The organism is Thermotoga petrophila RKU-1 (genome assembly GCF_000016785.1).
Lineage (GTDB): Bacteria > Thermotogota > Thermotogae > Thermotogales > Thermotogaceae > Thermotoga > Thermotoga petrophila.
In genome coordinates, this window is record NC_009486.1 from 1,684,818 (window position 1) to 1,706,697 (window position 21,880).

The 21,880-nt window shown below is 46.4% G+C and carries 22 protein-coding genes; 11 read left to right on the forward strand and 11 right to left on the reverse strand.

The genetic code is table 11. The features are described 5' to 3' along the window. Positions 1-5: 5 nt before the first annotated feature. The 8 genes from TPET_RS08605 (at position 6) to TPET_RS08640 (ending at position 9,860) form a co-directional block, all read left to right on the forward strand. Positions 6-1,001: an ABC transporter ATP-binding protein gene (locus TPET_RS08605; protein WP_011944097.1), complete on the forward strand. Its 996-nt coding sequence runs from the start codon at positions 6-8 to the stop codon at positions 999-1,001. Beyond that, on the forward strand, positions 988-2,010 hold the full coding sequence (locus tag TPET_RS08610; protein WP_011944098.1) for an ABC transporter ATP-binding protein: 1,023 nt from the start codon (positions 988-990) through the stop codon (positions 2,008-2,010). The genes TPET_RS08605 and TPET_RS08610 overlap by 14 nt, the downstream gene beginning before the upstream one ends. A 32-nt stretch (positions 2,011-2,042) precedes the next feature. Then, positions 2,043-4,001, forward strand: a complete 1,959-nt coding sequence (locus TPET_RS08615) for an ABC transporter substrate-binding protein (protein WP_048810894.1) — start codon at positions 2,043-2,045, stop codon at positions 3,999-4,001. Between the two features lie 73 nt (positions 4,002-4,074). Further along, positions 4,075-5,259 carry a glycoside hydrolase family 140 protein gene (locus TPET_RS08620; RefSeq protein WP_238374300.1) on the forward strand — a complete coding sequence of 395 codons (1,185 nt, stop codon included), beginning with the start codon at positions 4,075-4,077 and terminating at the stop codon, positions 5,257-5,259. A gap of 17 nt (positions 5,260-5,276) precedes the next feature. Continuing rightward, positions 5,277-6,968 (forward strand): glycoside hydrolase family 2 protein, encoded by a 1,692-nt coding sequence (locus TPET_RS08625; protein ID WP_011944101.1) that lies wholly within the window; start codon positions 5,277-5,279, stop codon positions 6,966-6,968. Positions 6,969-6,973: 5 nt separating this feature from the next. Then, complete coding sequence (locus TPET_RS08630) at positions 6,974-8,128, forward strand: DUF2264 domain-containing protein (protein WP_011944102.1); 1,155 nt, start codon at positions 6,974-6,976, stop codon at positions 8,126-8,128. Positions 8,129-8,213: 85 nt separating this feature from the next. Beyond that, a complete protein-coding gene (locus tag TPET_RS08635; protein ID WP_048810895.1) occupies positions 8,214-9,548 on the forward strand; it encodes an MFS transporter in 1,335 nt (444 codons plus the stop codon). 48 nt (positions 9,549-9,596) lie between these two features. Continuing rightward, complete coding sequence (locus TPET_RS08640; RefSeq protein ID WP_004080441.1) at positions 9,597-9,860, forward strand: stage V sporulation protein S; 264 nt, start codon at positions 9,597-9,599, stop codon at positions 9,858-9,860. A gap of 41 nt (positions 9,861-9,901) precedes the next feature. Here the strand turns inward: TPET_RS08640 and TPET_RS08645 are convergent, their stop codons facing one another. Further along, the gene (locus tag TPET_RS08645; protein ID WP_011944104.1) at positions 9,902-11,500 is read right to left on the reverse strand and encodes an FMN-binding glutamate synthase family protein; all 1,599 of its coding nucleotides are present in this window, start codon (positions 11,498-11,500) and stop codon (positions 9,902-9,904) included. A 122-nt stretch (positions 11,501-11,622) separates the two neighbouring features. Here TPET_RS08645 and TPET_RS08650 point away from each other — a divergent pair, with 122 nt between their 5' ends. Both TPET_RS08650 and cutA read left to right on the forward strand, forming a co-directional pair. Next, positions 11,623-12,621 carry a potassium channel family protein gene (locus TPET_RS08650; RefSeq protein ID WP_011944105.1) on the forward strand — a complete coding sequence of 333 codons (999 nt, stop codon included), beginning with the start codon at positions 11,623-11,625 and terminating at the stop codon, positions 12,619-12,621. Between the two features lies 1 nt (position 12,622). Then, positions 12,623-12,928: a divalent-cation tolerance protein CutA gene (gene cutA, locus TPET_RS08655; protein ID WP_011944106.1), complete on the forward strand. Its 306-nt coding sequence runs from the start codon at positions 12,623-12,625 to the stop codon at positions 12,926-12,928. Here the strand turns inward: cutA and TPET_RS08660 are convergent. The 9 genes from TPET_RS08660 to minC are packed head-to-tail and all read right to left on the reverse strand — an operon-like array spanning position 12,909 to position 19,520. After that, positions 12,909-13,424, reverse strand: a complete 516-nt coding sequence (locus tag TPET_RS08660) for a TIGR00725 family protein (RefSeq protein WP_011944107.1) — start codon at positions 13,422-13,424, stop codon at positions 12,909-12,911. The genes cutA and TPET_RS08660 overlap by 20 nt on opposite strands. Beyond that, the gene (gene lptB, locus TPET_RS08665; protein WP_011944108.1) at positions 13,421-14,134 is read right to left on the reverse strand and encodes an LPS export ABC transporter ATP-binding protein; all 714 of its coding nucleotides are present in this window, start codon (positions 14,132-14,134) and stop codon (positions 13,421-13,423) included. The genes TPET_RS08660 and lptB overlap by 4 nt, the downstream gene beginning before the upstream one ends. Beyond that, complete coding sequence (locus tag TPET_RS08670) at positions 14,131-14,610, reverse strand: OmpH/Skp family outer membrane protein (RefSeq protein ID WP_011944109.1); 480 nt, start codon at positions 14,608-14,610, stop codon at positions 14,131-14,133. Before TPET_RS08670 ends, lptB begins: the two co-directional genes overlap by 4 nt. Before the next feature lie 14 nt (positions 14,611-14,624). Then, a complete protein-coding gene (locus tag TPET_RS08675) occupies positions 14,625-15,170 on the reverse strand; it encodes a ComEA family DNA-binding protein (protein WP_011944110.1) in 546 nt (181 codons plus the stop codon). Further along, positions 15,167-15,868, reverse strand: coding sequence for a hypothetical protein (locus TPET_RS08680; RefSeq protein ID WP_011944111.1), 702 nt, complete (start codon positions 15,866-15,868; stop codon positions 15,167-15,169). The genes TPET_RS08675 and TPET_RS08680 overlap by 4 nt, the downstream gene beginning before the upstream one ends. A 3-nt stretch (positions 15,869-15,871) precedes the next feature. Continuing rightward, on the reverse strand, positions 15,872-16,867 hold the full coding sequence (locus TPET_RS08685) for a M42 family metallopeptidase (RefSeq protein WP_011944112.1): 996 nt from the start codon (positions 16,865-16,867) through the stop codon (positions 15,872-15,874). Next, on the reverse strand, positions 16,864-17,883 hold the full coding sequence (locus TPET_RS08690) for a M42 family metallopeptidase (RefSeq protein ID WP_011944113.1): 1,020 nt from the start codon (positions 17,881-17,883) through the stop codon (positions 16,864-16,866). Before TPET_RS08690 ends, TPET_RS08685 begins: the two co-directional genes overlap by 4 nt. A 3-nt stretch (positions 17,884-17,886) precedes the next feature. Then, positions 17,887-18,885 (reverse strand): M42 family metallopeptidase, encoded by a 999-nt coding sequence (locus TPET_RS08695; RefSeq protein ID WP_011944114.1) that lies wholly within the window; start codon positions 18,883-18,885, stop codon positions 17,887-17,889. Between the two features lie 2 nt (positions 18,886-18,887). Further along, positions 18,888-19,520, reverse strand: a complete 633-nt coding sequence (gene minC / locus TPET_RS08700; protein WP_011944115.1) for a septum site-determining protein MinC — start codon at positions 19,518-19,520, stop codon at positions 18,888-18,890. A gap of 59 nt (positions 19,521-19,579) precedes the next feature. On the opposite strand from minC, the gene TPET_RS08705 reads away from it, so the two are divergent. Next, positions 19,580-20,437 (forward strand): alpha/beta fold hydrolase, encoded by an 858-nt coding sequence (locus TPET_RS08705; RefSeq protein ID WP_011944116.1) that lies wholly within the window; start codon positions 19,580-19,582, stop codon positions 20,435-20,437. Here TPET_RS08705 and TPET_RS08710 read toward each other — a convergent pair. Beyond that, positions 20,420-21,685 carry an ArsB/NhaD family transporter gene (locus TPET_RS08710; RefSeq protein ID WP_011944117.1) on the reverse strand — a complete coding sequence of 422 codons (1,266 nt, stop codon included), beginning with the start codon at positions 21,683-21,685 and terminating at the stop codon, positions 20,420-20,422. The two genes, TPET_RS08705 and TPET_RS08710, sit on opposite strands and share 18 nt — an antisense overlap. Positions 21,686-21,880 lie beyond the last annotated feature (195 nt).

Consider the following 21,880-nt stretch of genomic DNA (forward strand, 5'->3'; position numbering starts at 1 on the left):
AAAAGATGGCACTTCTTGAGGTGAAGAACCTGAAGACCTACTTTTTTACAGACGAAGGCGTTGTGAAGGCGGTCGATGGGGTGAGTTTTGAGATAGAGGAAGGAAAGACACTGGGTGTTGTCGGTGAGAGTGGCTGTGGAAAGAGTGTGACGGCAAGGTCGATCATAAAGCTTCTTGGCACAACAGGAAGGATAGTCTCCGGAGAGATCCTCTACAACATGGACGGGAAGGTGGTGGATCTTGCAAAGTTCTCAAAGGAAGAGATCAGAAAGGTCAGAGGAAGGCACATTGCGATGATCTTTCAGGAGCCGATGGCCGCCTTCTCTCCTGTCTACACGGTGGGAGACCAGATCATAGAAGGTATGGTCTATCACTTCAAGATATCAAGGGAAGAGGCAAGAGAGCGTGCGATAGAACTCTTAAGAAGAGTTGGTATTCCAAAGCCGGAGAAGATGATAGACGCCTATCCGTTTGAGTACTCGGGTGGTATGAGGCAGCGTGCGATGATAGCGATGGCTCTTTCGTGTAATCCGCGTCTTTTGATCGCAGACGAGCCGACCACGGCCCTCGATGTGACGATACAGGCTCAGGTTCTTGATCTTTTGAGGGAGCTTCAAAAAGATTACAACATGTCGATCATGATGATCACACACAACATGGGAGTCGTTGCGGAGATGTCTGATCATGTTGTGGTGATGTACCTTGGAAGGGTGGTGGAGAGTGCACCCGTTGAGGAGCTCTTTTACAATCCAAAGCATCCATACACGTCGCTTCTTTTGAGGTCCATTCCTGTTGTGGGAAAGAGGGTGGAAAGGCTCGAGGTGATAGAAGGGGATGTACCAGATCCAAGGAACATGCCAAAAGGTTGCAGGTTCCATCCAAGGTGCCCCTACAGGATGAAGGGTCTCTGTGATGAGAAAGAGCCGGTTGAGGTTGAGGTGGGGCCAAAACATAAAGTCAGTTGTTTTCTCTATGGAGGGACAGAAGATGGCGCTTCTTGAGGTGAAGAATCTGAAGAAGTACTTTCCCATCATGAAGCGTGGCTTTAGAAGGAAGGTTGTTGGATATTTGAAGGCGGTGGATGGTATTTCTTTCCACATAGAAGAGGGGGAAACCCTCGGGCTTGTTGGAGAGAGTGGTTGTGGTAAGACCACAACGGCAAAACTCATCATGAGAGGGATCGAGCCAACAGAGGGAAAGATTATTTTGAGTATGAACGGAGAGAAAGTCGATATCACAAAGCTTTCTGAGAGAGAACTCAGGGAAAAGGGTGTGAGAAGGTTCGTTCAGATGATCTTCCAGGATCCTTATTCTTCTTTGAATCCAAGAATGACCGTGAGGGATATCATAGCAGAACCCCTTGTTGTAAACAAACTGGTGAAGTCGAAGGAGGAGATAGACCAGATCGTATCAGATCTTTTGAGGGCTGTCGGCCTGAGGCCAGAGTACATGCAAAGGTATCCCCACGCCTTCTCGGGTGGGCAGAGACAGAGAATCGCCATCGCACGTGCGATCGCTTTGAAGCCAAAGCTTGTTCTGTGTGATGAGCCAACTTCCGCTCTGGATGTGTCCGTTCAGGCACAGATCATAAATCTTCTCAAGGACCTTCAAAAAGAGTACAATCTCACCTATCTGTTCATCTCACACGATCTTGGTGTGGTGGAACACATCACAAACAGGGTGGCCGTGATGTACGTGGGAAGGATCGTGGAACTTGCAGAGACTGAAGATCTCTTTTCTTCTCCAAAGCACCCCTACACGGAGGCTCTCCTTTCTGCCGTTCCAAAGCCAGATCCAAAAAGAAAGAGAAAGAAGGTGCATCTCACAGGTGAGGTCCCGGACCCATCGAATCCACCCTCTGGTTGTTATTTCCATCCAAGGTGTCCTTACGCTAAAGCCATCTGTAAGGAGGTGTACCCAGAGCTCAGAAACGTCGGCTCTGACCAAAATCCTCACTTCGTGGCGTGTCACTTTGCTGAGGAACTGGAGTTAATGGGGGTGAAAGTATGAGATTACCTCAAAATTTCCGTGGAGGTGGTAGGATGAAGCGTTTTCTGGTGTTTCTTGTGGTTTTGCTCACTTTAACAGCGGTTTTTGCAACAGAGTTGCCTCCTCTCACACAGTACAACCTTTCAGACTTTGAAAAACTCACCGGCAAGAAGATCACTCAGTTCAACGAAGCTCCGATTCTGAACGAACAGGTAAAGCAGGGCAAGTTACCCCCTGTAGAAGAACGACTGCCGGAAGATCCCGTTGTTCTCATTCCGTGGGAAAGCACAGGAAAGTACGGAGGAACATGGAACAGAGCCTGGACAGGACCTGCCGACAGACCACAGGCCGACAGGTTCATGCTCGAATCTGCAATGGTGTTTGATCCCCAGGGTAAGGAGCTCTATCCGAACATCCTTGAGAAGATCGAAATGTCTTCCGATGGAAAAGAATTCATCTGCACTCTCCGAAAAGGTTTGAAATGGTCTGATGGAGTTCCTGTTACCACAGAAGATGTGAGATTCTGGTACGAAGATGTCCTTCTCAACGAGGAACTCGTTCCTACATTCCCAAGAGATCTCATGGCTGGCGGCAAACCTATGAAACTCGAAATCATAGACGAATACACCTACAAGATCACTTTTGAAGAACCTTATCCTCTCTTCCTGTACCTGTACGCAACGAGAAAGGGAAGCTGGGGAATCCGTGGAATCATGCTTCCAGCGCATTACCTGAAACAATTCCATCCAAAGTACGTGCCGCTGGAAAAAATCCAGAAGATGGCAGAAGAAAATGGGTACGACAACTGGACGAACTACTTCTGGTCTCTCGGTGATCACAACGCTCACATCTCCAATCCCGATCTTCCCGTGCTAGCTGCTTGGAAGTTGAAAGAAATCACGGATGCAAAACTCGTAATAGAAAGGAACCCGTACTACTGGAAGATAGATCCCGAAGGGAATCAGCTTCCTTATATCGATGAGATCGTATTCTGGACCGTCCAGGATAGACAGATGATACTTCTGAAAGTCATGGCAGGAGAAATCGATATGCAAGCAAGACACCTGAGTCTGGAAGACTACACACTCCTTGCCGCTAACGCACAGAAGGGTGGTTACAAAATCATCAAGTGGAAACTTGCACGCGGAAGTGATGTTACACTCTGGTTGAATCAAAACGTCAAAGATCCTGTTCTCAGAGAACTCTTCCAGAACATCAAATTCAGACAGGCACTCTCACTTGCCATCAATCGTGAAGAGATAAACTCCCTTGTCTATTACGGTCTCTGTGAACCGAGACAGGCATCGTTTGTGAGCGGTGTTAAATTCTACGATCCTGAATGGGAAACAAGATTCGCCGAATACGACCCTGAGACTGCAAATAAACTTCTGGATGAAATAGGCCTTACAAAACGCAACGCAGAAGGTTACAGATTGAGACCGGACGGTCAACCACTGATCCTGACGATCGAATATCCCACGGGTATCTTCGGTGCATGGGACAAAACACTCGAGATGATAGCTCAATACTTCCAAAAAATCGGGATAAAGGTCAATCTGAAACCAGAGGAGAGATCACTGTACATAACAAGATGTAACGGTGGTGAGCCTGAAATAGGCGTCTGGTTCTTTGACAGAAACAAGTATCCAATGCTCGATCCCGGAAGGCTTCTTGGAACGGTAACCGATGGGCCATGGGCACCACTCTACGGTCAGTGGTACACTTCGGGTGGAAAGGGTGGTGAAGAACCACCCGAAGGATCCGACATCAGAAGAATATACGAACTCTGGGAAAAGGTCAAAATGACAGTCGATGAGAAAGAAAGAGACAAACTCTTCAGAGAAGTCATAAATGTTCACAAGAAAAACATTTTCTTCATAGGAACAGTTGGAGAACCAATCTGGCCGGTTGTTGTGAAGACTTATTTCAAGAATGTACCTGATTCACCAGATTTTGTGTGGGAAAACGAGGGTGATGGACAACACGCTGAACAGTACTACATGGACAAATAGTGATCTGTTTCTCTGAAAGACCACAAGGGGGTGGATGTACCACCCCCTTTTCTTAAAGCAGGAGGTGCAAACTGTGATTGTTGTGAATAAAGAGGACAAACACTTTGTTCGAGATGGGAGGAAAGTCTTCTACCTCGCTGACACCGCCTGGAGGGGAGTTTACAAAGCGAAGATTGAAGACTGGTATGGGTATCTGGAAACAAGAAAAAAACAGGGATTCAATGCTATCCAGATGAATCTTACACCCTGGGAGAATTACAAAGCAATTCTAAAAGATGATTATCTCGATCAGATAGAAGAAAAGGTAAAAATAGTTTTCGAGAAAGGAATGGTACCCGTTATAACTGTTGTCTGGTGCGGTTGTGTACCTGGAACGTGGGCTACTGTCTCCGATAGTTCAAACATTCTTCCGCTTCAAATACTTGAGGATTTTAGTAAAGAAGTAGCAAGGAGGTTCAGTAAATACAATCCTATCTTCTTCTCAGGTGGAGATGTCGATTTCAGAACTCCTGAAGCGGTGAAGTATTATTCGGCCATTACGAAAATAATAAAAGAAAACACAAATTGTCCGGTCTCCATTCATCTTGCAAGGGGATGGATGAGCGTTCCTCCAGAAATAGACCAGTATATAGACTTCTATACGTATCAATCTGGACATGACAGACATCACCCAGAACTCACCTGGGAACTAGCAAATGAATTCTATAAGAAAGGCAAGCCTGTGATAAACGGTGAGATCTGTTACGAAGGTATTGGTTACAAAAGTGATGGGTACAGATTCAACTCATTCGACGTGAGAAAAGCTTTTTGGCAAAGCTTCCTTTCGGGTTCTTTTGCAGGAATAGGATATGGTGCACACGGTATCTGGAACTGGTGTGAGGAGGAAGGGGAAGAAACCGAAAGACATCTTTCATCTTTTACATGGAAAGAAGCTCTCAAAATGAAGGGAGCAAACGATGTTTGTTTTGCAAGATGGCTGATAGAGAAATTCGGATTCTTTGGGTTGAAACCTTCTCGGGAATTGCTCTTGGATACTGAGAATCCCGAGATCCGGATAGCGAGAAATGACCAGCACTGCCTCATTTACATCCCGTTCGCGAGTGTCGTGAGAATCCGGCTGGATAACCTGAAAGAAGTCTGGGGCGTGGACCTGACAACACGCGATGTGTTCCTGCCTGAGGTGTATTTCAGAAGTGATTCTGTATGTTTGAAGCTTTTAGACCGAAACTCGGATGCCTTAGTTGTTGTTGAACTCTGAGAGAGGAGGAAGATTGCATGTTAAAACCAAAGAACACTCTTAAGAGAATCGTACAAAACCTGGATGGCTTCTGGGATTGTGAGATAAAAGAAGAGAACAGACCCATAGCCGTTCCTGGAAGCTGGAACGAGCAGTACCAGGATCTGTGCTACGAAGAAGGACCCTTCACCTACAAAACCACCTTCTACGTTCCAGAGGAACTTTCACAAAAACACATCAGACTTTACTTTGCTGCCGTGAACACAGACTGCGATGTCTTCCTAAACGGAGAGAAAGTGGGAGAGAATCACATTGGATACCTTCCCTTCGAAGTAGATGTGACAGGGAAAGTGAAACCAGGAGAGAACGAATTCAAGGTGGTTGTTGAGAACAGGTTGAAGGTGGGAGGATTTCCCTCGAAGGTTCCAGACAGAGGCACTCACACTGTGGGATTCTTCGGAAGTTTTCCACCTGCAAACTTCGACTTCTTTCCCTACGGAGGAATCATAAGACCTGTTCTGATAGAATTCACAGACCACGCGAGGATACTCGACATCTGGGTGGACACGAGTGAATCCGAACCGGAGAAGAAACTTGGAAGAGTGAAAGTGAAGGTAGAAGTCTCAGAGGAAGCGCTGGGACAGGAGATGACGATCAAACTTGGAGAAGCTGAGAAAAAGATCAAAACATTCGACAGGTTCGTTGAAGAAGAGTTCATCCTCGAAAACGCCAGATTTTGGAGCCTCGAAGATCCGTATCTTTATCCTCTAAAAGTGGAACTCGAAAGGGACGAGTACACTCTGGACATCGGAATCAGAACGATCAGCTGGGACGAGAAAAAGCTCTACCTGAACGGAAAACCCGTCTTTTTGAAAGGCTTTGGAAAACACGAAGAATTTCCCGTTCTGGGACAGGGCACTTTCTATCCTCTGATGATAAAAGACTTCAACCTTCTGAAGTGGATCAACGCGAATTCCTTCAGGACCTCTCACTACCCTTACAGTGAAGAGTGGCTGGATCTTGCCGACAGGCTGGGAATCCTTGTGATAGACGAAGCCCCGCACGTTGGTATCACAAGGTACCACTACAACCCCGAGACTCAGAAGATAGCCGAAGACAACATAAGAAGGATGATCGACAGAGACAAAAACCATCCCAGTGTGATCATGTGGAGTGTAGCGAACGAACCAGAATCCAACCATCCAGACGCGGAGGGTTTCTTCAAAGCCCTTTACGAGACCGCCAAAGAAATGGATCGAACACGTCCTGTGGTCATGGTGAGCATGATGGACACGCCAGACGAAAGAACAAGAGATGTGGCACTGAAGTACTTCGACATCGTCTGTGTGAACAGGTACTACGGCTGGTACATCTATCAGGGAAGGATAGAAGAAGGACTTCAGGCTCTGGAAAAAGACATAGAAGAACTCTACGCAAGACACAGAAAGCCCATCTTTGTCACGGAGTTCGGTGCAGACGCGATAGCCGGTATCCACTACGACCCACCTCAGATGTTCTCCGAGGAGTACCAGGCAGAGCTCGTTGAAAAGACGATCAGGCTTCTTTTGAAAAAAGACTTCGTCATTGGAACACACGTGTGGGCCTTCGCGGACTTCAAAACCCCTCAAAATGTGAGAAGGCCCATCCTCAACTACAAGGGTGTCTTCACAAGAGACAGACAACCCAAACTCGTTGCTCATGTGCTGAGAAAACTGTGGAGTGAGGTTTGAGATCTATGACCGATGCTCGGCGTTACTGGGTTTCTCTTCTTCGGAAAATATGTGAAATGCCTCTTGAGCTCTGCGCATCGGATCGTTTGAAGGAATCGATGCCTGTGGAGGGAAAGAAGAGCGAAGAGAGAAGAAAATTCACTTACTTAGAACTTCTGGGGAGAATTCTTTGCGGGATCTCCCCGTTTCTTGAATTGAACAAAGAAAGCCTGGACACAGATCCAGAGGAGAGAAAGATCGCATTCCGATTATCGGAGCTTGCGGTCAAATCCCTCAGTGTGGCGACGAACCCAAACTGCAAAGACTACATGAACTTCAAAAATGGAAGGCAACCACTGGTTGATGCTGCTTTTATTGTACAGGCTATATTGAGAGCTCCAAAAGTTCTTTGGGAAGATCTTGATGTTTCTATAAAGAAAAGATTGATCGGAGAATTGAAGACAACAAGAAAGATAGAACCTTACTTTTCCAACTGGCTTTTGTTTTCCGCCGTGGTTGAGACTTTTTTCTTCTTCGCAGGAGAAGAATGGGACAGCACAAAAGTCGATCTGATACTGAGAAGTGTAGAAAGCTGGTACAAAGGAGATGGAGCCTATGGTGATGGTCCTCTTTTCAGGTGGGACTATTACAACAGTTTCGTTATTTATCCGATGATGATAGACATACTAAGGATCATTTCCAAGGAAAAAGCAGAGTGGGAAGAGTTGTACGTGAGAGTACTGAAGCGAGCTCAAAGGTATGCTGTCGTTCTCGAGAGAATGGTATCCCCTGAAGGAACGTTTCCCATCATCGGTAGATCGATAACCTACAGAACGGCAGTCTTTCATCTTTTGAGCCAGTTATCGCTTCTTCACCTTCTTCCAGTGAGCCTTTCTCCAGCCCAGGTCAGATGTGCACTCACTGCCGTTCTCAGGAGGATTTTTGAAAACCCCTCGACGTTCGATGAAAAAGGCTGGTTGAAGATCGGTGTTGTTGGTTCTCAACCCTCACTCGGTGAGGAGTACATTACAACAGGCAGTCTGTATCTGTGCACAACGGTCTTTCTGCCTCTCGGACTTCCTTCCTCAGACCCTTTCTGGAAAGATTCCTGCAAGGAATGGACGAATAAAAAGATATGGGAGGGTGAAGATACTATACCCGACAAAGCATTAGAGGATTAACATACATTAAAACTCTCCGAACCAATCCATTAATCTTTCAGTGATACTATGTCTGAAGTCAAAACAACTTGAGGAGGAAGTGGTGTTGGATCCAAAAATAAAAAGAGCGCTGAACATATCCATCATAGAAGGAGCACTGGCCGTACTCATCAACCAGTTCTTCGGTGGAGCTTATCTGACGGGCTATTTCCTGTGGATGGGAGCCTCAAGCTTCTTCATCGGCCTTTTCGGTTCTATTCCCTTCTTGGCAAACACGCTCCAACTTCTCACACTCTCATTCTCACATCGTTTGAAATCCAGGAAACAGATCATCGTTCCACTGATGTGGACTGCCAGAACGTCCATATTGCTGTTCGCCGTATTTCCCGCTATCAGGCATGGCCTTCTCTTTGCGTATCTTCTTTATTTTTACATCCAGATCGCTGGTGCCCTGTCTGCTCCTCTCTGGCAGAGCTGGATGTCTGATTTGGTACCAAAAGATATGATTGGAAGCTACTTTGGTTTCAGAAATCTCATTCATGGAGCGGTTCAGATTCCCGCTATGTTCCTTGCAGGCGCGATACTCGATTCTCTTGGAGAAAACTGGAAAGGTTTTGGCACACTCTTTCTCATAGCGGGTTCTCTCGGGGCACTGAACGGATACTTCTTGAAGATACAGTACGAGCCACCGTACAAACCACGCGAGGCGTCTGTTTCCATAACAAAAGCCGTGAAGTTTCTCCTGAAAGAAGAACACTTCAAAAACTTTCTTCTTGGATTCGCCTTCTGGCAATTTGCCATAGGTGTTGGTACGGTCTATATAAACGTGATGCTTTTAAAAGAGGTCGAGTTTTCCTATCTTCAAATAAGTGTTCTGAACGCAGTGGGAATGTTCATAGGAACTCTCTTCCAACCTTTCTGGGGAAAGTTGGGAGACAGGTATGGATTTCAATACTTTCTCAAAGTCTGTCTGTGGATTCATGCGATTGTTATTCTCCTCTGGGCACTGACTCCTAGATCGTTCCTTTACGTCTTCTTCCTCCAGATAATAATTGGTATATTCGTAACAGCAGGAACAAGCCAGCTTGTTTTCTACACCCTCATGTACACAGCACCTTCATCCCTCAAAACTGAAGCCTTCTCTGTGTTCAACAGCCTATCCAATCTTTCTTTATTCGCCGGCTCTTTAGTTGCAAGCGTTTTAGTTGCCTCACTGGAAAACATCAATCTTCCCTTTGGGATATCCGCCATCAGACTCACCATGTTTGTATCGTTCTTTTTGAGAGCATTGGCAGCGTACATAATGTCCAGAATGGATCTTGGAACACCACAGAAAGTGGACTCTCTGATCCAGGCGGTTAAAGAGTCATTCTTCTCAGAAACAGTTCCGTGGATCAGAGAAAGGTTGAACACACTGAACATTTTTAGAAGAAAGCGTTGAGACGTGGTAAAATACTGTTGAGATCACACAACGAAGGGGGTAAGTAACATGGAAGTACTGAAGGTATCGTCGAAGTCCGATCCTAACAAGGTCGCTGGTGCTATTGCCGGTGTAGTGAGGGAGCACGGAAAAGCGGAGATTCAGGCCATCGGAGCCGGTGCAGTGAACCAGGCAGTGAAAGCTATTGCCATCGCGCGGGGGTATCTTGCACCGAGTGGCATCGATCTCGTTTTTGTTCCTGCCTTCACGGACGTAGAAATCGAAAACGAAAAGCGAACAGCCATCAAGTTCATTGTCTTTCCAAAAAGCTAAAGGGGAGCATCAGCTCCCCTTTAGTTCTCCTGTTTCTCGCTTCACTCTTCAAGGATTCTTTCTGCTTCGTCCCTGTAAGACTCCATGACGTACGGAATTCCTGAGATTTCTGCCGCGTCTTTTGTGAGAGCGACGAGATCCTTCCTACAAAGAGCAGAGAGTCTGAACTTCCTCGCACCGGCCATGAGCTGCTGCAGACCTGTTTTGAACTTCTGAACGAACGTGTAAAATCCTATAGCGCCAAGAGGCAATTTCTTGACTTCTTCCTCTCCAAATCGGGATTTCAATTCTTCATAGGTGATGAAGATTTCCTCTTCCGTCGTTCCGTATTTCGAAACTGTCTTTGGCAAGTTTCCACTTTTGAGCCACTCACCTATGTTCTTTCCCACCATTGCAGGTATCATGAGGGCCCTTCCCATACAAACGGCTTTCACGTATGGAGAGCCCATCGCAATAGCTTTGAAGACACCGTCTTCTGTGGAAAAACCACCGGCTATGGCGATATCGGGAACCCTGATTCCTCTCCTGCTCAATTTCTCCGCGAATTGATACGTCAAAGCTTCGAGGTAGAATGTGGGAATCCCCCACTCGTTCATCATCGGCCATGGACTCATACCCGTTCCGCCTGGTGCTCCATCGACGGTGATTAGATCTATCTTCGCTTCAGCACCGTATCTGAGGGCCATGGCAAGATCAACTGCGGAATAAGCTCCCATTTTCAAAGTGATTCGTTTGAACCCGAGTTTTCTGAGTCTTTCTACTTCTTTCAGAAAAGACTCCTTGGAAACGAAACCGAGTCTTGAATGTCTTTCGAACTCCTTGATTTCTCCTTCTTTGAACGCTCTTTGGACTTCCGGAAGTTCGGGATCGGGAAGAACTATATAACCTCTTCTTTTCAGTTCCAGAGCTCGCTCAAGGGATCTTACCTTTATCTCTCCACCGATACTCTTGGCTCCCTGACCCCATTTGAGTTCAATGGTTTCGATACCGTGTTTGTTTATAACGTATTCGGCAACACCCAGTCTTGTATCCTCAACGTTCATCTGAATAAGTATTTCCCCATATTCCCCGTCGTGATATCTTTTGTATATTTCTATTCTCCTGTCGAGCTCAGGTGATTTCTTTACTTTTCCATTGCTGTCAAGTTCCAGATTCGGATCGACGCCCGCTACGTTTTCTCCACAGACAACCGTTATTCCACTGATGGCTGCTCCCACCGCTATGTGATCCCAATTCTTCCTCGCGATTTCTGTGGAACCGAGTGCACCCGTGAATATGGGAACCTTCATCTTCACTTTGATGTCCCAACCGTATTCTGTGGTCGTATCGACGTTCGTGAATATCGCAGTGTCAGGACCAGGTTCTACGTCTTCGGGCAGTCCTTCCGCACCGTGCGCGTATCCTAGGATGTTCAGGTGTGAGTAGTCAACCGGATAGTCCTTGACAGCACCCGCGGTGATTTCACCAAACGGGCCCGGGTAGAGTACCTCCCTTCCTCTAAACGACGCGAGCCAAATCTCGCAGCCACCGGTGCATCCGTCAATACACCTGGAACATATGCCAGACATAGGAACAACATCTCTTGAACGATTGAACGTTCCAGTTGCTTCATTCGCATTTGGTCTTCTCAGGTTTCCCATCGCTGTCCCTCCTTGACAACAAGTGAATTTATATTCCGGCAGTTTTTTTAATTATAGAACAAACAAACGACATCACAAAGTAGTCAATGTGTTGTAATATTTATGGATAGGAGGTAAAAAACATGAAGAGAAACATCATCATACTCATACTCATGATAGCGTTCGTATTTGTTTTCGGAACGGTTGCCTTCCATCTGATAGAAAGTTGGAGTCTTTTCGATTCGTTTTTTTTCACACTCATCACCGTTTCCACGGTGGGATACTCTATTCCTGAGAATCTCTCTCAGGCTGGAAAAGTGATAGCTTCCATTCTCATAAGCGCTGGTGTGACCATCGTGCTGTACGGTTTCACATCGGTAACATCGATGATCGTTGAGGGGCACATAGGAGAGTACTTCAAAAGCAGGAGGATGAGGAAGATGATCGACAGACTGAAAGATCACTTCATCGTAGTTGGAGCGGGAAGAACGGGAAGACACACCACTCTGGAAATAATGAAAGCCAAGAGACCTTTTGTTGTGATAGATCAATCGGAAGAAGCCATTGCCAGACTCAAAGATTTTTTGGGAGAGGAGTTTCCCTACGTTGTGGGAGATGCTGCAGAAGAAGAAATTCTCATAAAAGCAGGAGTTGAAAGAGCTCGTTCTCTTGTGGTGACACTTCCTGATGACGCGAAAAGCACGTTTGTTGTTCTCACCGCAAAATCGTTGAACCCAAATCTCGAGATCGTATCCAGAGTCTCTGACATGAAAGCTCTGAGCAAGCTCGTTTACGCTGGAGCGGACAAAGTGATCGCCACATCGGAGCTCGCGGGTACGAGGCTCGCCCAGATGGCTCTCAACCCTACTACCATAAGCTTTCTGGACATTCTTTCTTTCGGTGAGGAATCCTTCAGAGTAGAAGAAGTGGTAATACCTCCAAACAGTCCTGTTGCTAACAAAACACTCGGTGAAATAAACCTTGCGAAGAGAGCTGGAACCATCGTCATTGCGATCAGACGTGGAGGAGAGGTGATCTTCAACCCGACGGGAGACACGAAGATACTCCCGGAAGACCGACTCATGGTGGTGGGAAAAAGTGATCATTTCGAAAAACTCCACAGATTGATCGAGGAGGGATAATATGATACTCGTATACTCAACCTTCCCGAGTGAAGAGAAAGCGCTTGAGATAGGAAGAAATCTCCTTGAAAAAAGGCTGATCGCCTGTTTCAACGTGCTTGAAATCAGATCCGGATACTGGTGGAAAGGCGAAATCGTTCAGGACAAAGAGTGGGCAGCTATCTTCAAAACCACAGAAGAAAAGGAAAAGGAACTCTATGAAGAACTGAGAGGTCTACACCCATATGAAACACCCGCGATCTTCACACTGAAGGTGGAAAATGTCCTCCCTGAATACATGAATTGGCTCAGAGAATCTGTTCCATGATCTGAACAATTTCCTCTACAGTCCAAGCCTGATAAACTTCCACAATTCTTCTGTTATCCAGATATTTTCCGTCTATCAAAACCTGGGAAATTCTGTCGGTCCACCCGCCCGTTCCTCTCAACAGGATCACAGGCTTTCCCAGCGCATATGCTCCCAGGATTTCTATCGCTGTTCCAATCTCTCCGCCAACCGAGACAACCACATCTGCATTTCTCAAAAGAACGAAAGACCTCATCTGAAAGTCAAGGCCTGTTTTCACTGCGACAGAAAGATAGGTGTTTCCCACCTCTTCATCGGGAAGTATTCCCACTACGATTCCACCCGCTTCTCTGATTCCCTGAGACACGAGTTCCATCACGCCGTCTCTTCCACCGTTGAACACGATGCAACCTTTTTTGGCAAGGGTTTTCCCGAGTTCCAAACAGATATCCCGAAGCTCCAGTAGCGGAGGCCTGTCCACCGGTCCGGAGTATCCAATGACGGCGACCTTTTTCACGTTCCGAGGTACACCTCCTTCACTGTTTCGTCTTCCAAAATTCTTTCAGGAGGACCTTCCGCGAGAATTTCTCCTTTGTAGATGACGTAGATTCTGTCAGCGATTTCAACGAGTTCGTCGACGTTGTGGTCGGTGATGACGATTCCGAAATTTTTCTGCTTCAGTTCCAAAGTCATTTTTTGAATTTCTTTCACAGTCTTCGGATCTATTCCACTGAAGGGTTCATCGAGCAGTATAAAAGCGGGATTCAAACACATCATCCTTGCGAGTTCCAGCTTTCTCTTTTCTCCTCCAGAAAGAAAGCTCGCAGGTTGATTTTCGAGGGGTTTCAGATGAAATTCGTGGAGGAGTTCTTCTATTTTTCTTTCCCTCTTCTCTCTCTCCTTTTCGTGGAAGCGAAGCACAAGATCTATGTTCTCTCTCACAGTGAGGCCTCCAAAGATCGAAGTCTCCTGTTGAAGATAGGTGATACCGAGCCTTGCTCTTCTGTAAACGGGAAACTTCGTTATATCCAGATCCCTGAAGATGATCCTTCCTGAAGTCGGTACAACAACACCAAGGATCATGTTGAAGATAGTGGTCTTCCCGGCTCCGTTGGGACCGAGAAGACCAACTATCTCACCCCTGTGAAACTCCAGATTCACCCCGTTCACTACGTACCTTCTTCCGAATCTCTTTTTGAGGTTCTCGCACTTTAGAAAATCCATCATTTCTGATTGATGTAAGCGATCACCTGGTCTGTTATATCGTAAGATGGCTTTCCATAGAGAACCATCTGTTTTGCAACCACAAGATCGTATCCCATGACGCTCGCGTATTCCTGAATTTTGTTCACAACTTCTCCCATTACTTCCTGGATTTTCTGCTGGTATTCGGACTTCAGAAGATTTTCGTACTCGGTCTTTTTCGAGAGAATCTCCTTCTGTTTTGCCAGTATCTCTTCCTGAGGCCTTCCCTCTTCTTGCATCTTTTTGAGCTCATCTTCCATCTCCTTCAACTTGTTCTGATAGAAAGAGTAGTCTCTCTTGTATTTTTCGTTCAGATCCTGCCACTTGTAGTAACTCTCCGTTGCTTTCTCCACATCGACGTAGGCCACCCTCAGGGAAGAATTCGAGGAACTTTGTGAAACGAGTAACGTTGCAAGGAGAACACTTGCCAAAACAAATGGTAGGAGCAGTTTCTTCATGTTTATTCCTCCTTTCAAAATGTGATTTTTCCTCTTATTTTCTCCAGTGTCTTTTCACCTATTCCAGGCACGTTCAGAAGATCTTCGGGAGAACAGAAAGGACCGTTTTTTTCACGGTACTCGACAATGGCTTTTGCCTTCATCTCACCTATGTAGGGAAGGGTTTCGAGTTCTTCAACAGAAGCCGTGTTTACGTTCAGTTTTGTGACTTCTCTTTTGATATGTTGTTCAACTCCCTCAACGGTCACATATCCAGAAATCTTCTCCAGAGTTTTCTCTCCGATCCCGGAGACGTTCTTCAATTCTTCCACACTCGAAAACCCACCATGTGACTCTCTGTAATCGATGATCCTCTGGGCCTTCACAGGGCCGATTCCGGGAATCGACATCAGATCTTCCAGAGAAGCGGTATTCAGATCCACCGGAAAAGCAACAACCTTCTGAGAGGGTGTTGTGTCCTCCTCTGTTTTTGTTTCTCGTTCCATAACAATTCCAAGCAATATGAAGAACACGAGTGCCACGAACAGTATTGTTCTTTGATGCTGCTTTTTGAGTTTCAAGGACTGATCAACCTCCCGGCGTATCCCGGCCTGTTCACCTTCACCCGCTTCATGATGTCTTCCCAGTTCAGTTTTTCAAAATACTCTTCAGCAAGTCGAAGCGTTGGAAAAGCCCCCACCACCACAGAGTAGTACTTCTTATCAAGTTTCTGGAAGGCGTAAACATAGGAAGGATAACCCGCCACTCTCAGATCGTAAGCGAGTTCTTTTGAAAGACTCTCAGACAACGTTGTTATCACAAAGACTCCATAAAGAGACCTCTGGGCAATCTGTGAGAAATCCTCGAACTCACCGAGGAGCACCACCGAATAGGTGTCCGTTGAAACGGGAGAAATGAGATACGGAAGACCCGACCTTCTGATGATCCTCAGAGCGTCTTCTTTCTTCACAACGAAGGAGGAAACCACCTGATCTTCAGAGACGAAATTCGCCATCTCGTCTCTCAACTTCTCGTAGTCGAACTCCTCGAATTCTACGAGGAGAGGAGTCGGTGGAGGTGTTAACGAGATGGATGCTTCTATTTCTTCAGGTATCTTTATCTCCACTGGCTTTATCTCCACAATCTCCACTTTTACGTTTTTGAGCTGGAATTTCAAATAAATATTCCAAGACAGCAAAGCTATAGCCACACCGAAAATAACGACGATCAGCCAAAACAGAAACCTCGACTGACCATCGGAAAGGGTGATTCTGGCCATCTCTCACGCCCCCAGATACCTGATGAGAAGATCGACCGTTGCCTCAACATCATCCGGTGCGATCATCTCACTGGGTGAATGAACGTATCGTGTGGGAACAGACACCGTGGCGGAAGGAATTCCTTCTCTTGTTCGTTGATATCCCATGGCGTTCGTGCCACCGAACGTCAGAACTTCCATCTGATACTTTATACTGAACTTTTCCGCGATCTCTATCAGATTTTCGAGGATGCGTCTGCTGCTGATCGAGGCTCTGTCTTTGACTTTCAAAGCGGGACCACCGGAGAGTCTCATAGCGTGTCTCTTTATGGCCTTCGGTGTATCTGCCGAATCTGTCACATCGATCGCAATGGCCTCATCCGCTGATATGCCGTAGCCTGCCACCGAGGCACCAACCAATCCCACTTCTTCCTGAACACTGAAAACACCGTAGAGCGTAACAGTGGGTTTGATTCTTTTGAAAACTTCGACGATTACGGCGCATCCTATCCTGTCGTCCATCGCCTTCGAGACGTATTTTCCGGAAACTTCAACGAATCCACTGTCGTAGACGCCGAAACTTCCAATCGGGCACATCTTCTGTGCTTCCTCCCGGGAACTTGCACCGATGTCAACGAACAGCTTGTCGAACGAGAGCTTTCTCACATTCTCCTGCCTTTCTTCTGTTGTTTCACCTTCCATACCAACAACGCCTACCACACCGTTTTCGAACCTGATCCTTTTTCCAAGAAGCATGTACGGAGAGACACCACCGACGGGTTCTATCGTCAGAAATCCTTTTTCATCTATGTTTGTAACAACAACACCTATCTCATCTATGTGAGCGTCCAGTATCACCTTCTTCTCACCGCTTCCTTTCCAAACTATGAGATTGCCGAGCCCATCGATTCTGTGACCATCTATGTACCCTTCGAGTTCTTCGAGGATGATTCTTCTCACCTCTTCTTCCCGTCCACTCGGACCGAAGGCTTCCGTCAGCTTTCTGATCAGTTCCTTCATGAGACCACCTCCACGATTTTTCCTTCCTCGACAAGTACTTTTATGAGTTTCTTTGTGTTTTCGTAGTCATTCAAATCTATGATCGAATTCGAACTGTGAATGTATCGGGCTGGAGTGGAGATCACACCTGCGGGCACTCCGTAGGCGGTTCTGGCGTAGCGTCCAGCGTCTGTTCCCCCAGCGGTTCTCCTTTTCATCTGAAACGGAATGTCGTTGTTCTTCGCCGTATCCACGATGGTCTGGAAAATCTCTTTTGGAACCACGTATCCCCTGTGGAAGAAGGTGATGGCAGGACCGTCACCCAAATGTGTTGCCCACTTTCTTTCCTCCAGTTCCGGATTGTCACCGGCTGTGGTGGTTTCCACGACGATGGCACAGGTGGGTTCCAGCTGTTCCACCACAACTGCACTTCCACGAAGGCCTGTCTCTTCCTGAACTGTGAATACAAAGTACGTATCGTAGGCGGGATTCACACCACTCTCGAGAACATCGATCAGAACGGAACAACCCGCTCTGTCATCAAATGCTTTTCCAACTGCCCGACCGTTCTTTTCGATGTAATCACTCACAAAAGAAACGTAATCCCCTATTGATATGTACTTTTTCGCTTCGTCTGCAGAAGAAAAACCAAAATCAATTCGCAGATTCTCAAACTTTGGTGGGGTATTCATCTCATCACGCTGAAGGTGAATCGGTCTGTAGCCGATGACTCCTTTGAGATCCTTCAACTGAACCACCTTTCCGGGAAGTATCCTGGGATCGACCCCTCCAACGGGCAAGAACGCCACTTTTCCATCTTTTTCTATTTTGTTCACAACGAAACCAACCTCGTCCATGTGAGCCGAAACGAGCAGTTTTTTTGAAGAATCTCTGCCCCTTTTCAGGGCTATCAAATTCCCAAGGACATCGGTGTAAAGATTGTCAACAAGACCTTCTATCTTTGACCTTATGAAATCCCTAACTTTTCCTTCATCTCCAGACACACCCGGCATCATCGAAAGCTCTTTGAGATACATCTGTCACACCTCCAATTCTACCGCGACAAGGGAGAGAAGTCTTGCGAGTTCCTCCACATCGTGTGGGTCTACCATCTCCACGGGAGTGTGCATATACTTCAAGGGAATGGATATGAGAGATGTTCTAACGCCGTTTCGAACAAGCTGAACGAAATCCGTTTCTGTACCAGACCTTCCTCCAACCGCTTCTTCCTGAAGAGAAACGTTGTGTTTCTTCGCTATCTCGATGATCTTCTGGACAAGATTCCTATCCACAACCGGTCCCAGGCCTATCACCGGTCCCTTTCCGAGCTCTATGTGATCACTGAATGGAGGCTCGGAAGCGAACGTAACATCCATCACGATCGCCACGTCGGGATTTATCTCGTACGCACTCGTGAGAGCACCCAGACATCCTGTCTCTTCCTGAACAGAAAAGACAACGTAGACATCCCACAGGTGATCGTACTTTCTGAGAAATTCGAGTGTTTTCACAAGAACTCCACAACTCGCTCTGTTGTCCAGAGCTTTCCCAACCACCTTCCCATTCGCTTCGAAAGCAGTTTGATCTATCACCGCTATATCCCCTACACGGACATCTCTTTCGCACAAAGATAAATCAACGAAAATTTCATCGTACATCAGGACCTTTTTTCCAGATTCCAGATCCTGTAAATGTGGAGCGAGCATCCCTATCACGCCACGTTCGACTCCGTTTTTTGTGTAAATACGAACTTTCGAAGCATAAACTACCTTTGGATCCACTCCACCCACGGGCTCGAGTCTGGCGAACTGCCCCTCCACCTTCGAAACAACAAAACCGATTTCATCCACGTGGGCAAAGAGTGCGAGTTTTCCTATTCCTTTACCTTTTTTGTACCCGATCAAACTCCCGTGGCGGGTTGTTCTCGCTTCATCTATGAAAGGTTCAATGATTGACTTTATGTAAGAAACCACGTTCGTCTCGTAACCTGAAGGACCGTCGAGGTTCGACAGTTCCATCAATAGTTTTCTGGTTTCCACCTTCATTCACTCCTTTCGAAGCTCACCTTGTCGAACGGTTCGATCACTATTCGATTCCCCTTCACATGCGCGATGGAAGGCACGTTCTCTTCTCCTTTGGAATGCGTGATAAAACCCGCTATCTGAATGAGGGAGGTTTGAAGATCGAGAGCGGCCACCACAGCCTGTTCTCCTTCGTTCAATCCCGCACGTATGTTGCCCTGTGCCTTCCCAAAGACAACAACAGAACCTCCGGCGAGGATTTCAGCCCCCTTGTTCACGTTCCCGAAGACTATCACATCACCGGAATGAACAACAGTCTGACCGGATCGGATGTTCCTTTTTATCACTTTCCCGGTGCTTTCAACCGTCGTTCGTGATTCTACTTTCAGGTCATTTTCCTTTCCACCAACAGTGCTTCCAACGAGTATCTGGGAGACTTCAAGACCGAGATTTCTCAGGTGAGAAACGATCTTTGGAATATCCTGAGAGTGTTTGTTGTGATTCTCGATCATCAGAGAAATCCTGTCTCCCTTGGCAAAGAATCCCCCCATCTGGGTGATACGAGCGGAGATCGCGTTCAAGACTTCTTCGAGGTTCTGATAATCTCTTATGAGGAGTACGAGACCTTCCTTTGTCATCTTGAAGTCCACCATTCCTATCACCTCATCTTTAGATTCTATCATGTTTAAAATAATAATCGGAGGTGTCTGAAATGAGACTGATAACGTTCGATGCTTCTTACGAACCCATTGTTGAGGAGAGTAAAACTGTACGGGTCTATGTTTTTGAACCGGAGAGGATTGAACACAATCTGATCTTTCTTCACGGGATAGGAAACGGAAATATTCCATACCTTCTCTGGTTCGGAGAGAAGTTCAGAGAGCACAACATCAAAACCTGGTTTCTCATCCTTCCCTACCACGAGAAGCGAGCACCGAAGAACTGGACTGGGGGAGAACCTTTTTACCATTCCTCACCTTCTTTCTGTGTGAAGCGATTCGACGAGGCTGTGCAGGACGTGATCGATCTGGTTGGTGTTGTGAAGAAAGACAACGACAAGCCCATCTCGCTGATGGGTTTCAGTTTCGGAGGGATGATAACGACCATAGCACTCGCCCGTGAAAAACAAATTGGGAAGGGTGTTATCTGCTGTTCCGGTGGGGACTGGAGGTGGATCAACTGGTATTCACCCTACACAGAGAAATTGAGAGAACTCTACAGAGAGAACGGAAACGAATACGGTTGTAGATCAGAGAAAGATTGTATTAAGAACAGAGGAAGTGTCCTTGAAGTCGTCAGATCGTTTAACTCTATCGAAGATATCAGGAGAAAACCACCGGTGGGTTGCTATTTCTACGATCCGGCATCTTTCGCGCCGTTCGTGGATCAGAAAGTTCTCTTCTTCTGGGCGCTCTTCGATCGTGTGATACCGTACCAGTCCTACGCGTGTCTTCACAAGCTTCTCAAGAACAAGAAGACCGTCTATCTTCCATCGGGTCACAAAGGTTCTTACTTCTTCAGGAGATACATCGCAAGAAGAGCGATGAGATTCTTAATAAATGATGAGTGAATAGAGTATTGCGATTATGAACGGTATGAACATGAAACTCCACGCCACTTTGAAAAATTCCTTGAAACTCACCGTGTGTTTCGTGTGCTTTTCTAGTAGAGAAAGACCAACTATGTTCTGAACAGCCCCAAGTGGTGTCAGATTCGTTCCAAGATTCGCCCCGAAGGCGTACACCCACCACAGCGAAGCGGGGAAGCCCTGCGAGATGAGAATTTTCAGTGTGGGAGCGATTATGAGAGTCGCGGGAACGGCGCTCAAAAAGGCAGTGGAAAAGAAGGAGATACATGTTACCGTGCTAACGAAAAGAAATCTGTTGAAAGATAGAGCTTTCAGGAAACTGGCTATGACTTCCATAACACCGATCTGTTCCAGAGAGTACGAGATGATGAAGAGCCCTGTGTAGAAGAACAGCGTGTCCCAGTCCATTCCCTCTGACACTTCTTCGAAATTCTTTCCAAGCATGAGAAGAAGCGCACAGGCAGCTATGAGCGCTATCAACGAAAGTTCCACTTCCACGAGGGAATGAAGGCCAAACAACACCAGCGTTGAGAGGAAAACGAACAGCGATTTTTTGAGAACCACAGGATCCGTGATCGATCGTTTCGGATCTACATTGAGAAGATTTCTCAGTCTTTCAAAGGCTTTTTCATCGATGTGAACGTACCTTTTGAAGAGGAAGAAGACGATCACGAATACAAGAACAGTCACAGGACCCATGTTCTTCAGAAAATCGTTGAAGCTGAGTCCACTTATCGAACCAAGCACGATGTTCAGAGGACTCCCGATGAGTGTCGACATTCCCCCGATGTTGTCTATGAAGATCGTGAAAAGAAAGAAAGGCACGGGATTCACTTCCATCGTATCGAGGATCAAAAACAGTATGGGAGAAATGAGGATGATGGTGATCAAATTGTCAAGGAAGGCGGAGGTCACAGCGGTGAGTACCATGAGGAAAGCGAACAGAAGCCAGAATCTACCCTTGGAAATCTTTATAGCGGAAATCGCAAGATACTCGAAAAAACCAGTCCCTTTCAATATGTGTACGATGATCATCATTCCTAAGAGAAGCCCCAACGTGTTGAAATCTACCACTTCACCTATGTTTCTAAGATCGAGACCCTCGACAACTTTTATTGCCATGAGAACGAGTGCTATGAGGAGAGTAACAACAGATTTAGCGATCTTCCCAAAGATGATGAAGTAGTAGGCGAGGATCGCAAACAATAGTACCAGCAGTGCTTCGTTCATACTCTTCGCCTCCCTGTCACGGGATTATTCTAACACCGGTTTTTTTAAAAGTATTATTCAAAATAGTGAATTCTACGGCAAGAATGGTAGAATAAAGACTAGAGGAGTGAAAGGGTATGAAAATACAGAACGAAATCATGAAAATGTTTTTTGATGAACACCACCATCACTGCTATGGCCCGGCGGTTTCTCCAC

What these genes read in the sequence shown, in the direction of transcription:
- TPET_RS08605 (WP_011944097.1), top strand. Translation starts at nt 6, where the DNA reads ATGGCACTTCTTGAGGTGAAGAACCTGAAGACCTACTTTTTTACAGAC.
- TPET_RS08610 (WP_011944098.1), top strand. Translation starts at nt 988, where the DNA reads ATGGCGCTTCTTGAGGTGAAGAATCTGAAGAAGTACTTTCCCATCATG.
- TPET_RS08615 (WP_048810894.1), top strand. Translation starts at nt 2,043, where the DNA reads ATGAAGCGTTTTCTGGTGTTTCTTGTGGTTTTGCTCACTTTAACAGCG.
- TPET_RS08625 (WP_011944101.1), top strand. Translation starts at nt 5,277, where the DNA reads ATGTTAAAACCAAAGAACACTCTTAAGAGAATCGTACAAAACCTGGAT.
- TPET_RS08630 (WP_011944102.1), top strand. Translation starts at nt 6,974, where the DNA reads ATGACCGATGCTCGGCGTTACTGGGTTTCTCTTCTTCGGAAAATATGT.
- TPET_RS08640 (WP_004080441.1), top strand. Translation starts at nt 9,597, where the DNA reads ATGGAAGTACTGAAGGTATCGTCGAAGTCCGATCCTAACAAGGTCGCT.
- TPET_RS08645 (WP_011944104.1), bottom strand. Translation starts at nt 11,500, where the DNA reads ATGGGAAACCTGAGAAGACCAAATGCGAATGAAGCAACTGGAACGTTC.
- TPET_RS08650 (WP_011944105.1), top strand. Translation starts at nt 11,623, where the DNA reads ATGAAGAGAAACATCATCATACTCATACTCATGATAGCGTTCGTATTT.
- cutA (WP_011944106.1), top strand. Translation starts at nt 12,623, where the DNA reads ATGATACTCGTATACTCAACCTTCCCGAGTGAAGAGAAAGCGCTTGAG.
- lptB (WP_011944108.1), bottom strand. Translation starts at nt 14,134, where the DNA reads ATGATGGATTTTCTAAAGTGCGAGAACCTCAAAAAGAGATTCGGAAGA.
- TPET_RS08670 (WP_011944109.1), bottom strand. Translation starts at nt 14,610, where the DNA reads ATGAAGAAACTGCTCCTACCATTTGTTTTGGCAAGTGTTCTCCTTGCA.
- TPET_RS08680 (WP_011944111.1), bottom strand. Translation starts at nt 15,868, where the DNA reads ATGGCCAGAATCACCCTTTCCGATGGTCAGTCGAGGTTTCTGTTTTGG.
- TPET_RS08685 (WP_011944112.1), bottom strand. Translation starts at nt 16,867, where the DNA reads ATGAAGGAACTGATCAGAAAGCTGACGGAAGCCTTCGGTCCGAGTGGA.
- TPET_RS08690 (WP_011944113.1), bottom strand. Translation starts at nt 17,883, where the DNA reads ATGTATCTCAAAGAGCTTTCGATGATGCCGGGTGTGTCTGGAGATGAA.
- minC (WP_011944115.1), bottom strand. Translation starts at nt 19,520, where the DNA reads ATGGTGGACTTCAAGATGACAAAGGAAGGTCTCGTACTCCTCATAAGA.
- TPET_RS08705 (WP_011944116.1), top strand. Translation starts at nt 19,580, where the DNA reads ATGAGACTGATAACGTTCGATGCTTCTTACGAACCCATTGTTGAGGAG.
- TPET_RS08710 (WP_011944117.1), bottom strand. Translation starts at nt 21,685, where the DNA reads ATGAACGAAGCACTGCTGGTACTATTGTTTGCGATCCTCGCCTACTAC.